A 13335-nucleotide genomic window follows, 5' to 3' on the forward strand; every position below is an offset into this window, starting at 1 on the left:
GCCTGATCAGACCAGATACCGTTCCCGATTCGAAGGCCATCCGTCGAAAGCCCCCGCGTCAACGTGCAGCGAAAATAGCGCTTACACCCATTCGACGAATTGATCCGCTGTAACATCACCAGATTGAGGAATAAAATCGATGACATCCATGAACTTGTCGCCGTGCATTCCTCCACAATAGCCATGACCGGCACAGACCGCGTGCATGAGCGAGTAGAATCTCTTATTTTCTTTCATGAAACATGCGCCGCGATGGTGAGGCGGATGCCTACGCGTGCTGCCGCAACATATCCTTCTTGGGCGTAAGTCAGCAATAGGTCGTTGTCGACCGAGACTTCCACATTGCGACAGAATCTGATTCAGGCTCGGCAATGAGCCGATATGATCTGACCGATTTCGAATGGCGCGTGATCGAGCCCCTGTTGCCCAACAAGCCGCGAGGGGTGCCGCGCGTAGATGATCGGCGGGTGCTGAACGGCATCTTCTGGGTGCTGCGATCCGGTGCGCCATGGCGCGATCTGCCAGAGCGATACGGCCCACGCACCACCTGCTACAATCGGTTTGTCCGATGGCGGAAAGCAGGTGTGTGGGACCGCCTCATGGCCAACATCACCAAAGCCCATGACGACGAGGTACAGATGATCGACACCTCCATTGTTCGCGTCCATCAGCAGGGCGCGACGGCAAAAAGGGGGATCGAGATCATTGTCTCGGTCGATCACGAGGCGGGCTGACAACCAAAATCCATGCTCTTGTGGACGCCAAAGGCAGGCCGATCAAGCTGATACTCACAGCAGGTCAGATGAGTGACATCACATCCGCAACGGACTTGATCACGGATTTGCCCGAGGGTGCCATGCTGCTCGCCGACAAGGGCTATGATGCCAACGCCCTGCGGACAGCCGTCGCCGAGCGAAAGGCCTGGGCCAACATTCCGCCCAAAGCCAACCGCAAGGATCCGATCTGCTTCAGCCCCTTCCTCTACAAGGCGCGAAACCTCGTCGAGCGCTTCTTCAATAAGGCCAAGCAGTTCCGCCGTATTGCCACCCGCTACGACAAGCTCGCCGAGAACTATCTCGCCGCCCTCAAACTCGTCGCAATCCGCATCTGGTTACGCGGTAATGAGTCTACGTCCTAACAATTGTCGACAGTCAGGGGAAAGTATACCTAAAAGGGCCGGGAGTCTCAAAAAGCTACTATGCTGACCAGAGAAGCTCGTCAGTTTGACGATCATCAAGATGCTGCTAACAAGCAGTGTCCGCCTCTACCGGTCGAAGGTTGCCTTCGCAATCTGGTGTGCGCCTTTTGTCGAAGCATACGGCCCCAAACTGATTCATCCTCTGGGGAAGCCAAGCGGTATCGACGCTGCCTGAAAACTTACGCGCAAGCGCTCCACACTTTCGGGGCGGCGCTTTGTCGATCGCCCAGAGTAGCCAAGCACCCCTTCTTTATCCCATAGTATTCGTCTTCGCCTATTGCTCCGGAACGGCAGAGGTTTGCGGACGATTTCGTGCTGCTTCGGCAATTTCCGGGATGTATTTCGTCGCGGTGCAGCTTCGGTTCACATTGGCGCGTGCGTCGAATACCTCTTTCTCGCAGACCCGCTTGGCGAGCTCGATAGGCACATGAACTGCCAGAGGCACTTCCACCTCGGAGATTCCAAGCTCCCGTGCGATCTGCTGTTTCACTTCGTGCCTGCCAAGCGAAACGTCGACGCCGACATCCTCGGCATCTTCGGTTGTCGATGATGCGCCTTGCCCCGGAAGATCTTGCTGCTCGGTCTGAGCAAATGACTGCACGGCAAAGAGTTGCAACGCGAACACGGCGAGCGGCAAAATTCGTTGGAATACTCTCATGCCTGGCTCCTGCAGGTGCCTTTAACAACGGCAAAGTGTTTGAAGCGTTCCAGAGGCGGGGATGCGCGCGCTCAGCGGCAGTCGAGGCGGGTTTTTTCTGTTGGCGTGGAATACGATATGGCGACCATGGTTGGGTGCCGACAGCCGACTGTGCTGGCACATCGGAGTGTAGGAAGTTGCCTACCGAGAAAGAAAGACAAGCCAGAGACGAGCGCGCCTCGGATGCTGCACGAGGATTGACCGACATTGAGCGTGCGGCACGAGACGCAAAGACCGCGGCTTCGGGAGCAGCGCCTGAAGGCCGCACTTGCTGTGACGTCGGCCCGCGGCATCTAAACCGAAGAGGACACCAAAACCGCGAAAGCCTAGCAGTCACTTGCACCACACGGGAGCTTGCATTCAACCCCACGGTGCTCAAGATCCAAGTAGGCTCTGCAGCTCTCTAGGCTCAGAACGTCGTGCACCCAAGTTAGATCCTGCTGCAGCAGTCAGGACTATCCCAGAACGAATATGGCCAGCAGGGCAACAAAGAGAACAAGGGCGATCGCGGCGCCCCAGATGAGGACCTTTCCGGTGCCGCGTTGCTCTTCCTCGCGAGAAACGTCTTTCGCCATTCCATGCATCCTTTGCGAAGGTCCAAACTGAGCAACGTGCCGTGCCAGGCTGTTCCCAACGCTCTCGGAGCCAACTTGGTGTCAGTCCAACTGCCGGTTGCCGTAGGGCTTCTTCGCTCTAGCGCTATCGGCAATACAGCGCGGCTCTCCTCTGAGCGCGACCGCAGCTCCCTTCAGGCAAGATGCGCGAGCAGACGGATAACTATCTGACCGAAAGCAAAAGAAACCACGCGTGCCCCACTGAAAGCACAAGCAAGCGCAAAGGTTCCTAAACTGATGCTCGGCTGGCGGGAACTTGCTCGCCAGCCGAGTTGAGTTCAGGCGGTGGTCGGGGGAGATCAGCCAGCCACACGCTGGTGATTCCAACCTGAGCCGATGTGCCAATCAGCAACCTTCGTCGGTCTTTTTGACCTGGCCTGGCGCGGCGGTGTTGGCTGCCGTGTCCTGCTGACCTGGCGCCGCCTGCTGAGCGCTGCCAGTCTGCTGGCCGGGCGCGCAGTCTCTGGCCGAGTTCGGATTTGTGGTGCCGCTGGTGGTGGTCGTGTCGGTGCCTTGATCGCCGGACATGTTGGTCCCGCTGCTCGTCGTGCCGGTGCCCTGATCCGTCGTGCTGGGCATGGTCGTCGTGGTCGAGGTTCCGCTCGTCGAGGTTCCGCTCGAAGTTCCGCTGGTCGTCTGGGCAAAGGAAAGCCCGGCCGACACCGCCAGCACGGCCGAAGCCAAAAGGATGCGTTTCATCTTCTTTCTCCTGTCTGAATGCGCCGGATGCGCCTGGCAAATTGAACAGGCAGACAGAAGGAGTGTTCCCCGATGAAGTTCAACTTTTGTAACTCTGGTCGTAGGTCAGCCTTAGGATGGCCGGCGTATATTAGAACCTCATGACGGCGGCTCGAGTCGAAAAGCAATCAACGAGCGGAGAGGCCGTCGCGTTCCTTGTGACTGCGGTGGCGCGGTGGGGCACAAGGCTCAATGCGGAGCGCCAGCGGCCGCGATCAGCGCCTCGTCGAGAATCCACTTCAGCTTCGCCGACCGCCCGTAGCTTCATCTGCTTGCCGTTCTTACTTGCTAGGAACGACAGACAGCGGTCTCGGTATGCCATGCGGGACCTTCAATATGTCGCCGTATGTCGCCGCGTCGGATGGCCAGGAAGCGGCCAGTGCCAGTTGGACTTTGTGATGGAGCGGCGCAGCGGCGAGCGTCCACGGGCCGTTTTCCTTGCGCCGATCTTCCGCGATCTTGGCCTTTTCCACGCATCGCTGCAGGATTTTTCGCGAGGTGAATTGAGACCCGCCACGACGCTGATCTCTGCGACGGTCAAGGCCCGTTCGGCGGGCTCTACTCCGGAACAATGTCCTCTTCTGAAAGTTTCCTTAGATCGCAAAGGAGATTCGAGATGTCAGAAAGCCGCGAATGGTTTGTCCAATGGCTTAGAGATGCCCATGCCATGGAAGAGCAGGCCGAAACGATGTTGAACGGGCAGTTGGGTCGCATCGAGAACTATCCCGAGCTGAGCGACCGGATCCGACAGCACCTCGACGAGACGAAGCAGCAGGCTGCCCGGCTGAAGACTTGTCTCGATCAGATGGACGAGGGTTCATCCACGATGAAGGACGCTGGCGGTAAGCTGACGGCGATGGCGCAATCGCTGAGCGGCGTCTTCGCTGGAGACGAGGTGATGAAAGGATCGCTCGCGAGCTACACGTTCGAGCACATGGAAATCGCCTCCTACACGATCCTGATTGCCGCTGCTCGATCGCTCGGCGAAACGGAGGCTCTTCGGGCTTGCGAAGAGAATCTGCGAGAGGAAGTCGCGATGGCGGATTGGCTGAAAACCCGTCTTCCCTCAACAACCGAGCAGTTCCTTGCGCGGGCCGAAGCGGACAGCGACAGCGCCAAGCGGTGATCGGGTAGGAACGTAGTGACCGTGAACTGGGTGATCGGGATTCGTCCGCTAGCGCGTCCCCCTTCGTGAACGCTGGGCAACGAACACGCCTAGCAGGCGGTCGTCGAGCTGCGCATTTCGAGAAATTGCAACGACGAGCGATGCTAATATTGCGGCGTCGTCACTTAGAGAGTTGAAGCGTTCGTTTGCGCAAGCCTGGTCGAATACGCATTGGCACTAGTCTAGCCAAGATCGGAAGGGCTAGTCTAGCGCAGCGCTCGGCGAGATCAAGCTTGAGGGGGCGTGTTAAAACGTTCGAAACGAGGTCGCGATAGCGGAATGCCCGAGAACACTCGTCCCTGATCACTGAGCAGTGCGTGCGCGGGCACCGGCAGCGCCAAGCCGGATCGAAGAAAGTTCGTCCTGACAGCGGACAGAGCGCGCTGTTGCGCTCACGTTATGGGGTCGGCAGCACTTGCACGGTTTTCGGGGTGAATTCCGCTCAGCCGGTCGCTGGCGGTTTCGCTGAAGGCCGTGACCGACCGGCCGACGATCATCATGCTCGAAGGAGTTGACCGCTTTGTCCGATCTTCTCCGCCGTGCGCATCGTCATCGCGCCGTCCGTGGTTCCAGAATATGCAATCCGATGGCTGAACTCGTCGGGACTCGATAAATGTGAGCGCGGCATCATACTTTGCCTTCAGGACGACTGTTTCTCTGCAATGACCTCTGTCTACGCTCATCCAGTTCGGTCGGTGTCCATCTGCTCATTCAGACGTCGTTGATAGGCAAAGCCGACAGCCGCGGCGACTGCCAAACCCGCCGCCGCCAGAAGGAGTTTGTCCTCGGTATGCTCATTGCCCGATGCGTCTTGAACAGCTAACGAAGCTTCATCGAAGGGTGCGGATGCTTTTGCGACAGTCTCGCCCTGGTGCGGCCCAACGCCGCTATGGCGGATACCCGCAGCCAGACGTTCTGTCTTCTCTTTAACAGTTTCCTTGGCCACGCCGGTCAACTCGGCAGCTTCGCGTTTTATTTTGCCAGCCGTTTCAAGAGCGAAATCACTGACGCTTTCCGCCAAATCGCTAGATTGCTCCTTCAGGCGCTCCTTGGCGTACGATAGGTGATCAACCTGCTGCTCGCTGGGTGGCCGGGCTGAATTGGTCCGCAACAAGCTGATCAATCCCGCTCCGACGAGTGCAGTTGCGATCGGCGGATGGCGGAGGAAACGCCACCCCAAACCGGCCCCAATCGCCAAAGCAGCGCTCGGATTGGCAGCCGCCTTGGCCTTGAGATCGTCAATAATCGCCTGCGCCACCGATTGCATTGAGGCTCTTGCTTTCTCCACCAGCGCATCCTTTGCCTCAAGCGCTTCGTGTTTCAAATCATCGGTAAATTCGGAGAGCGTGTTTGGCGACCGAAGTGTCGACAAGTCCTCGGCGAGCTTAGCCCGGGCAGCCTCAACTTCGTATTCAAGATGCTCAATTTGCGGATCGGCCATCATAAATCTCTCTTGCCACCGGGGCGGGCAGGTTTGCTCGACCGAGCGTTGCCCGACCGCTGCGATTTGGCCGTTATTCCTTCCGAAGGGGTGGCGCTGCCCGGTTGCAGCTTGGCGGCCGGAGTGGATGAACCGCTCGATCCACTTGGGCTTGGCGAAGGCGGCTGCACGGGTTCACTTGATTGCTCTTCTGACAAGGCGCTTCCAAAGGCGCCCGCAACGTCCCTTGCGACCTCCTTCAGGCCGTCCGAATTCAGCCCATGTTCCTCGGCGGCGCTTTTGAGCCGTTCGCCCGCCTTTGCTGTCGAGGACTTCAAGCGTTCCCCAGCTTTTTCAGCAGCATCCGTCAATCGCTCTCCTGCTGGGCCGAGCGTGCGCCTCTCGACATCGCTGGCCGGCAAAGCAGCAGCTATAGCGGCACCAGCTGCGAAGCCGGCCAGAACAAAAGCCAATGGCTGTTCTTCCACCATGCGGCCAATCGTGTCTTGCAACGTTGATTGGGCTTGCTGCACCACGCGCCCTGACTTCTCGGATACGGAGCGACCGGCCTGTTCTGCGTATGACGCGGCGGATGATGCGTACTGACTTGCGGTTTCACTCACCTTCTCCCCAATGCCGGCTAAATTGTCGCGCATGGCCTCTGCTGTCTCGCTAGCCTCTTCCTGCGCTTTGGACGCCCCGCCGCTGGCGGTGCGTACGTGCGGAGCATTTTGGCGCCCGTCGGTTGCACGGGATTGCTCGCGATGCCCGGCACTTGAACTGCGGCTGCGCATTAGCAGCGCGCACCCTGCTGCGACGAGCAGAAGGCCTTCGGGATTGTTCCTAGCGGAGCTGAGAAGCCATTCTTTCGTTCCAAAATCCTGGACCTGTGAATTGCGGCTCATGTTAATTGCTCCTTGGTTGTCGCAATATCCTGCTTTATTTGGCTTATGGAGTGTGTCGGCAGAAGTTCTTTTTGCGCATCAGCGCGGCCCCGATAGTAGGCGAAAGCAGCGGCGAGGGCCGTTGCGGCCGCGACGATCAGACACGACCAGTGCAGGGCCATCCCTAAGCTGGCTATTCCAAGTACGAGGGCTTGCACTAGAAGCAGAGCGGCGACCACTCCCAGCCCGCCAGCAGCAGACATCCACACACCTGCTTGGAGCTTCGTTGAGACGTTGGCGGACAGCTCCGCATGCGCCAGGCGCAACTCTTTTTGAAAGAGGTCCGCGACGTCCGCCAACACTGCCGACAGCGCTTGAGGGAGAGGCGAATTCTTCAGTTGTTCCTGTGCCATCAGATCAGTTCGCTCCCTGCCGCCTTCCCTTGTTGGACTCTGGTGCGGGAGGCGCGCTCTTCAGTGTGCGGAACGTCAAAAAGCCCGCTACGGCGGCCAGCCCAAACACCAAACCCGGCTTGCGCCTCGCCAAATCGGACGCTGCAAGAACCAGCTGATCGACGGACCTGTCTCGCAGGTCGTCTGCGTATCCATCAAGCCTATTCGCGAAGGTGCGCACGACCCCAGCGACTATCGGTGCGTTTGCGTCGAGGTCCTCGGCCGCACGCTTGGTCGAACTCGCCAGTTGGCCCATCACCTCGGCGCCGCTGCCGACCTGACGGTCCAACATCTCCTTCACCTGATTGGTCACGGTGGACGCGCCACCAACGGCCGCCCGTTTGGCGGTTTCCGCTGCCCCTTGCGCTATGTCGGACGCTTTGGATAACGTGCCGCTTACGGTCGCTCCTATGTCTTCCGAGGTACCGTCACCAGCTCTTACCGCAGTCGGGGGACGCCGTTCAGAATTCCGGTTGTTCATGGTTTCCTCCATTCGAGGAGCAAACGGAGGTAAGGCACGTTGGTTCCCAATGAGTGACTATCTGGGGTGTCAAGTTGCGTTTGCGAACTCGTGGCGCGCATCGCGTGCTTTTGCATTGGGAATGATGGGTAGCTTGCGGGCGGGCGCAATGCGAATAGTCATCTTTTCCTTTCCTGTCTGAAGGCGCGGGGGGATCATATCTGGCGACGGTGAGCGCGATGAGGAAAAGGATGGAGCGCGGACCTTTACGGCCGCCGCGCACCGGTCTTCGACCGCTGCGTCTGCCGCTGTCATTGGCGATCGGCGCCAAGCCCACGAGTTTGGCGATGGCCTTATTGGAAAGGTGTCAATCTCGGACAACTCGGCCATCAGGAGTACGCGGGGCCCTTGACCGAACCGAAGACCTGATCGAGACAGGCCCACAGCGGATCGTCGTCGAGTAGCGAGCGATCTCGCCCTTCAAGTCGGCGGCTCTGACGCTTGAGCAGAACAATGAACCTCGTCGAGGCTGGCGAGGTTTCGGCATCGGCGACGATGCTTTTGCGTTGCTTCTGGATGGTGAGATCGCCAGTCACCTGGGCAAGCCGGGCGACCAGCGCCTTGAGCCGTTGCTCACGCTCGGCTGCAGCCGCTTGACGATGGCGTGCAAATTGCTCTGCGCGCTACGCGTTGCGCTCGTCCAAACGCGACTGCTGGTCGGCGGCATCGGCCGGTCCGCCCAGTGTGTCGGCGACCGTGGCACCTCGCGCACCCATCGGCTGCTGCGCACCTGTGGTGGTGTCCATCGCTGTCTGATGCTCCATCTCGGAATTTAGCTCCGCACCTACAACCAGGATAATCACAGAAATCCAAGTCCACATCATCAAGCCGATGACTGCCCCAAGGGCTCCATACGTCGCGTTGTAGTTGGCGAAGTTTTCAAGATAGTAGGAGAATCCTATCGAGACTGCGATCCAGACCACAGCCGCGAGGAAGGCGCCCCATGTCGCCCATTTCCACTTTGCCCTTTCACGGCTGGGCCCGTAGCGGTAAATCAGCGTGGTCCCGACGCCAACCATGATGAGCATCATCGGCCACCGAAGGATCCGCACAAGGGCTTCGATCCAGCCGCCGAGGTTCAGCAGCGCAAGCACGGCCGGCACAATCCCCACCGAGACGATAAAGCCGATGCCAATGAGGATGGCGCCAAGTGTGAAGCCCAAGGCCAGGAGATTCAGGTGAATGAAGCCGCGCTTTTCTCTCTCCTCGTAGGCGATGTTCATGGCTTCGAATAGCGTCTTTATGCCGTTACTGGCGCTCCACAGTGTGACGGCAAGGCCGAAGATGAAGCCGAAGCTGAGCGCGCCAGTCTTCTGAGCGGCTAAGGACGCAAGCTGAGATCTGATGATATCCAGACCTCCCGAGGGCAGTACGCCGCCAAGGAACGCAACGTGCTCAGCGATGGTCTGAGGATCGGCGACGAAACCGTAGATGGACACGAAGGCGGCAAGCGCTGGAAAGAGGGCAAGAAGCAGATAGAATGCGGCCCCGGCCGCGATAAGCATAACACGGTCCTCGGTGAGCTCAGCGAAGACCCGCCACAGCACGTCCTTCCAGCCGCGGCCAGGAATCTCTGACGGCCATTCGGCATTGCGTCCGCGGCTCTCCCGTTCGGCCCGCCGCTCAAGTTGCACTTGACCTTCGTAAGCGTCCTCGGTTGTTTTCTTCGACATGGCCGCCGGTCCGGAGCATCTTCTTCGCGGGGCAAACGTATAATAGCGCCAAAGGATGCAGGTGCAGACCTGCGCTTACAAATAAAGATCCGCCGCCTGTACCAACACCTGCGCCATCCCCACTTGGCCCTTCGGCTCCCATGCCCATCTGGCGGAGGATGCGACGGCTGAGCGTGCATGTTGTCGGGACGACGCAGCCTGATCTAAATCCTCATTGCGCTGGATCACTTTAACGACACCCACGTTACCAGCCATGATCTCACTCGCGCCTGAACATCAGTTCGTCAACGCCGGAAGCATTCGGCTTCATGTCGTTCAGGCCGGGCCTGCCGAGGGTAAGCCGGTCATGCTCCTGCACGGGTTCCCGGACTTCTGGATCGGCTGGAGACGGCAGATCCGTACGCTCGCTTCCGCCGGATATCGGGTCATCGTTCCCGACCAGAGGGGCTACAACACCAGCGACAAGCCCGAGGGCATCCACGAGTACACGCTCCCCAAGCTCCTCGGCGATGTCGTCGCCCTGGCCGACGCGCTCGGCATCGGAAGGTTTCACCTCGTCGGCCATGACTGGGGCGGCATCGTCGCTTGGGCCGCCGGGGCAAACTTGCCTCATCGCCTGGACAAGCTCGTCATCCTGAATGCGCCCCATCCCGAGGTGCTGTTTACCCATGCCCAGCGATCTCCGACGCAGTTTCTGCGGAGCAGCTACGCGGTTTTCTTCCAGATCCCCTTGCTGCCCGAAGCCGTTTTGGGTGCGCGCCGCTCGGCCTTGCTCGCACGAGCACTCAGGACATCCAGCCGGGCAGGCGCCTTCGAAGAAGAGGAGATTGCAGAATATCGGCAGGCCTGGGAGCGGCCGGGGGCGCTGACCAACATGCTCAACTGGTATCGCGCCCTGCGCTTTCGCCCGAGCCTGAAGGAGCGGATCACGACGCCCACTCTTGTAATCTGGGGGATGCGGGACCAGGCTCTGGAATCCGGGCTGGCCAAGCGCAGTCTCGCCCTTTGCGACGATGGCCGCCTGCAGACTTTCGAGAAGGGGACGCATTGGGTTCAACGCGAAGAGAGCAACGCGGTGAATGCGGCGCTTCTGGCGTTCCTGGAGGGCTGAGGAACTCAAAAATGGATAGAAACTGGGGGCAGCGTCAGATGGAGCCGGAGGAGGCCTGCAGGGCATTCCTGGCTGCTGCAAAAGAGGAGGGGACATTACAACTAGCTAAGTTGGATTGCGGTATAAGGTTCCATTGTCTCCGACCAACACCGCGCTTTGCGGAGCCCGCCGCCAGCAAGGAGAGGCGACGGACCCCCGCCACAGCGGCTGCACATCCGAAGAACGACCGCTGCAACCTCTAAATCCGCGAGGGGCCCACATCGTTCCCCTATCCGCGCCTACAGCTGGGTTGGTCAACGGGCTCTTCCCGCCTAAGTTCCCCCTCATGGCACTCCGGTTATCCCCTCCGGTCTACGTCAGGGCCAACCGACCTGGGCTCACCTACGGGGTGAGCCACGTCAAGGGAGCCGCCGAGGAACATGAAGTGGCCGAAGAGGGGACCGAAGTGGAAGCTGGCGATCCAGTCCTGCGCCGACGCATTTTAGGGGCGGCTGACCCCGGGGGAGGTCCGTCAGGCCTTCGAGGCTGCTGCCAAAGAGGCCAAGACGTTCCTTCCTGCTGATTAGCCATCGAGAACGATGCAGAGTGCCCCTCTTTGCGAATGCCGACGCCGGCACAGTCCCGGTTATCTTCGGTTCTCGTGCCGACCTGGCTGAACCATCTGACGGCCACCACCAGATTAGTTGCCACCGCCGCGACTTGGGTCCTGGCTGTCCCGGACGAAGCCAGGGCCTTCTCACGTCCAGGCTAATAGCCCGTTTGAGGCGTTTCGGCTGCCGCGGGAGAAGGCAGTATTTCGGGCTTCAAGTGGGGCGGTTCTTCAGTGTTAGCGAGGCCGGCATGACCTCACATCAGATCTTCAACCATCCGCGCAATTTTCCCCAGACCTGCGGTGGTCCCTCTTGTTCTAAGGAGTCCCTGTTCAGCCGCCGCCGCCTTGAAGGCCTCGAGCGCAGCTTGCTGGCTGCAATGCCCGGCGAGGGACTCCTCGACCATTCGGATCGCGTTGAGCCGCCCCGGCTTTCCCATTCTAGGCCATGGTTGCTGAAGCACCTTCATTGCGTCGGCTATGGACGCGACCACCGTCAGGTTGCGATTGAGGCAGATTGTAATTGGACTGAAGGCCCGCATTCTTGTCGCTCCCCACGATTGAACGCAGCTAAACGCGAAGACAAGGGCAGTGGTTGCATGAATGTGGATTACCGCGAATTCAAAGAACCGCTGGCCGATTCGATTGAGGCTGAGCTGGCTCTCCTTGGGCCCGGCACTTTGCCTAGCCGGACCATCCTCTCGTCGTACAACAGGACCCGGCCGGCAAAAAGCATCTGTGCACCGTCCGACGCCGCGAACTATTTTTCGAGCTCGTCACGCCGCTTGCCCGACGGCTTCTCAAGCACACCGCGACGAATTCGACGGCTGTGAGGGAGGAGATGAAAAGATTATGGTCGTTTCGTTGGGCCGTCCTTTAGAGCAGGGGCTCCGAGGCGGTTTGTATCGAGCAGATGTCGCATCAGATCTTGACCTGGAGATCGGCTCCGGCAGCGGGATCGGCGCAGCGCGGCAAGGATGCCACGTTCCTTCGGCGGCTCACCGGCGATGGTCTGGCTGACGGCCCCGCGAAGGCGCGAAGCATCGAGGCCTTCTTCTGCCAGTCGGGCGAGCCAACTTTCTTTGGCTGGGAGGGCGGTGCAGTGCTTCGGCTCGGAACTGTTGACACATGCGCCAGACTGGCAGACCGGAAGCGGCGGCGTGCCCTGACGTCATGGAGACTAGCCTCGCTTCCGAAGCCGCAGATTGTGATCTCGTTGGCTATGCAGAGCATCCAGCCGTCGTTTTGATCCGTTTCCGTCATCCAGAGCCAGCGACCATCCATGATCCGTCTCAACCGCTTAAAAGCCGGTCTTGCCCCGCCGCGACTGTGTGGAAATCAGCCATGTTTCAAAGTCGGAATGCTGGACGAACTCGCCAAGGAACTGGAGCGACGCAAGCACTGCTTCGTTCGCTACGCCGACGACTGCCCTCTATGTTCGCAGCGAGCGTGCGGGCGCACGGGTGATGGCCAGCGTCGAACACTTCCTCGACAGGCGTCTGAAGCTGAGGGTCAAGATACGGAAGAGCGCGGGTCAGCTTAGGAGAGGAGCGTTTCATAGTCTGGTGGGGCCTAATTCGCCTCGTAGTCCTAGTGGTCACCTATAGGCGCTCACCGGTCCCCTGAAGCGCCGGATAAACGCTCCGCTCACTGACCCCCAGTTCCTTTGGCTATCGCTGTTCTGGTCATGCCCTCGGCATCCAACTTCACGATCTTGTCGCGCTTCCCCATCGCTGCTGGCTTCCGTCCTGGGTACTTGGTCTTGTCGCCTTTGACGGCATCGATCCCGATCCGTTGGCGCTCCAGCATGACGCTACGCTAAAGGCCATCCGCCAGTATCTGGCGCCCTTCTACAAGTGGCGGCAGGCCGAGATCGTGGCGACGGCCGAGCCGCTGATGCCTGGCCCCCAGGCCTTTATGCGCATCATCAGCCGGCGCGATCAGGCCAGACCTTTGATACGCCTGTTCGTGGCCTCCACGCTCATATCGGCGCAGCGGGCGCTCGACATCACTAGAGCTCATTGGCAAGCAGCCCGCCGATATACACTGGCCGTGTCCAGGCGTGGGCGTGGCCTTTCCGCTTGGGTATTAGGGTGCGGCCTGCCCGGTCGGCCGTCCCTCGATCGACCCTGAGTTGCTGATCCGCATGCGGATCGTCGGCAGCTCGTCCTCGACTCGATGCGCGAAGTCGTCGACGCCGTGCGCACCGGGAAGACAAGCCTGGAGCTGTAGCGGCCTCGCCTGTCCCGCCCCGGTGTCGTCGCTTCGCTGGCG

The 13335-nt window shown here is 59.9% G+C and carries 12 protein-coding genes and 3 pseudogenes; 3 read left to right on the top strand and 12 right to left on the bottom strand.

Annotation, left to right across the window (positions count from 1 at the left end; genetic code table 11):
* Positions 1–81: 81 nt before the first annotated feature.
* The gene (locus NKH29_RS18480) at positions 82–237 is read right to left on the bottom strand and encodes a hypothetical protein (RefSeq protein ID WP_353000247.1); all 156 of its coding nucleotides are present in this window, start codon (positions 235–237) and stop codon (positions 82–84) included.
* Positions 238–371: 134 nt separating this feature from the next.
* On the opposite strand from NKH29_RS18480, the pseudogene NKH29_RS18485 reads away from it, so the two are divergent.
* Positions 372–1138, top strand: a pseudogene (locus NKH29_RS18485) (IS5 family transposase).
* 334 nt (positions 1139–1472) lie between these two features.
* Here the strand turns inward: NKH29_RS18485 and NKH29_RS18490 are convergent.
* A complete protein-coding gene (locus tag NKH29_RS18490) occupies positions 1473–1856 on the bottom strand; it encodes a hypothetical protein (RefSeq protein ID WP_352473695.1) in 384 nt (127 codons plus the stop codon).
* 998 nt (positions 1857–2854) lie between these two features.
* The gene (locus NKH29_RS18495; protein ID WP_023680319.1) at positions 2855–3208 is read right to left on the bottom strand and encodes a hypothetical protein; all 354 of its coding nucleotides are present in this window, start codon (positions 3206–3208) and stop codon (positions 2855–2857) included.
* Positions 3209–3863: 655 nt separating this feature from the next.
* Between NKH29_RS18495 and NKH29_RS18500 the strand changes: the two genes are divergently transcribed.
* Complete coding sequence (locus NKH29_RS18500; RefSeq protein ID WP_352924657.1) at positions 3864–4373, top strand: ferritin-like domain-containing protein; 510 nt, start codon at positions 3864–3866, stop codon at positions 4371–4373.
* Between the two features lie 718 nt (positions 4374–5091).
* Here NKH29_RS18500 and NKH29_RS18505 read toward each other — a convergent pair.
* The 6 genes and pseudogenes from NKH29_RS18505 to NKH29_RS18535 form a co-directional block, all read right to left on the bottom strand.
* Positions 5092–5856 (bottom strand): hypothetical protein, encoded by a 765-nt coding sequence (locus tag NKH29_RS18505; RefSeq protein WP_353000249.1) that lies wholly within the window; start codon positions 5854–5856, stop codon positions 5092–5094.
* Positions 5853–6737, bottom strand: a complete 885-nt coding sequence (locus NKH29_RS18510) for a hypothetical protein (RefSeq protein WP_352706224.1) — start codon at positions 6735–6737, stop codon at positions 5853–5855. Before NKH29_RS18510 ends, NKH29_RS18505 begins: the two co-directional genes overlap by 4 nt.
* Positions 6734–7129: a phage holin family protein gene (locus NKH29_RS18515; RefSeq protein ID WP_353000250.1), complete on the bottom strand. Its 396-nt coding sequence runs from the start codon at positions 7127–7129 to the stop codon at positions 6734–6736. Before NKH29_RS18515 ends, NKH29_RS18510 begins: the two co-directional genes overlap by 4 nt.
* 4 nt (positions 7130–7133) lie before the next feature.
* A complete protein-coding gene (locus NKH29_RS18520; RefSeq protein WP_352457932.1) occupies positions 7134–7481 on the bottom strand; it encodes a hypothetical protein in 348 nt (115 codons plus the stop codon).
* A gap of 237 nt (positions 7482–7718) precedes the next feature.
* A pseudogene (locus tag NKH29_RS32645) lies at positions 7719–8263 on the bottom strand (transposase); the annotation flags it as partial.
* A gap of 48 nt (positions 8264–8311) precedes the next feature.
* Positions 8312–9361 (bottom strand): YihY/virulence factor BrkB family protein, encoded by a 1050-nt coding sequence (locus NKH29_RS18535; protein WP_353000252.1) that lies wholly within the window; start codon positions 9359–9361, stop codon positions 8312–8314.
* A 253-nt stretch (positions 9362–9614) separates the two neighbouring features.
* Here NKH29_RS18535 and NKH29_RS18540 point away from each other — a divergent pair, with 253 nt between their 5' ends.
* Positions 9615–10472, top strand: a complete 858-nt coding sequence (locus tag NKH29_RS18540) for an alpha/beta fold hydrolase (RefSeq protein ID WP_353000254.1) — start codon at positions 9615–9617, stop codon at positions 10470–10472.
* 846 nt (positions 10473–11318) lie between these two features.
* On the opposite strand, the gene NKH29_RS18545 is transcribed toward NKH29_RS18540, so the two are convergent.
* The 3 genes and pseudogenes from NKH29_RS18545 to NKH29_RS18550 all read right to left on the bottom strand — a co-directional run.
* A complete protein-coding gene (locus NKH29_RS18545) occupies positions 11319–11603 on the bottom strand; it encodes a DUF982 domain-containing protein (protein ID WP_023680323.1) in 285 nt (94 codons plus the stop codon).
* Between the two features lie 308 nt (positions 11604–11911).
* Positions 11912–12124 (bottom strand): hypothetical protein, encoded by a 213-nt coding sequence (locus tag NKH29_RS32650; protein WP_502895030.1) that lies wholly within the window; start codon positions 12122–12124, stop codon positions 11912–11914.
* A 143-nt stretch (positions 12125–12267) separates the two neighbouring features.
* Positions 12268–12421, bottom strand: a pseudogene (locus NKH29_RS18550) (diguanylate cyclase); the annotation flags it as partial.
* Between the last annotated feature and the right edge of the window lie 914 nt (positions 12422–13335).

This window comes from Mesorhizobium sp. M1295 (assembly GCF_040318135.1).
Taxonomy (GTDB): domain Bacteria; phylum Pseudomonadota; class Alphaproteobacteria; order Rhizobiales; family Rhizobiaceae; genus Mesorhizobium.

Bases quoted from the DNA above. Each gene is read 5' to 3' on its own strand.
- NKH29_RS18505 (WP_353000249.1), bottom strand. From the start codon at position 5,856: ATGATGGCCGATCCGCAAATTGAGCATCTTGAATACGAAGTTGAGGCT.
- NKH29_RS18495 (WP_023680319.1), bottom strand. From the start codon at position 3,208: ATGAAACGCATCCTTTTGGCTTCGGCCGTGCTGGCGGTGTCGGCCGGG.
- NKH29_RS18545 (WP_023680323.1), bottom strand. From the start codon at position 11,603: ATGCGGGCCTTCAGTCCAATTACAATCTGCCTCAATCGCAACCTGACG.
- NKH29_RS18535 (WP_353000252.1), bottom strand. From the start codon at position 9,361: ATGTCGAAGAAAACAACCGAGGACGCTTACGAAGGTCAAGTGCAACTT.
- NKH29_RS18515 (WP_353000250.1), bottom strand. From the start codon at position 7,129: ATGGCACAGGAACAACTGAAGAATTCGCCTCTCCCTCAAGCGCTGTCG.
- NKH29_RS18490 (WP_352473695.1), bottom strand. From the start codon at position 1,856: ATGAGAGTATTCCAACGAATTTTGCCGCTCGCCGTGTTCGCGTTGCAA.
- NKH29_RS18480 (WP_353000247.1), bottom strand. From the start codon at position 237: ATGAAAGAAAATAAGAGATTCTACTCGCTCATGCACGCGGTCTGTGCC.
- NKH29_RS18540 (WP_353000254.1), top strand. From the start codon at position 9,615: ATGATCTCACTCGCGCCTGAACATCAGTTCGTCAACGCCGGAAGCATT.
- NKH29_RS18500 (WP_352924657.1), top strand. From the start codon at position 3,864: ATGTCAGAAAGCCGCGAATGGTTTGTCCAATGGCTTAGAGATGCCCAT.
- NKH29_RS18510 (WP_352706224.1), bottom strand. From the start codon at position 6,737: ATGAGCCGCAATTCACAGGTCCAGGATTTTGGAACGAAAGAATGGCTT.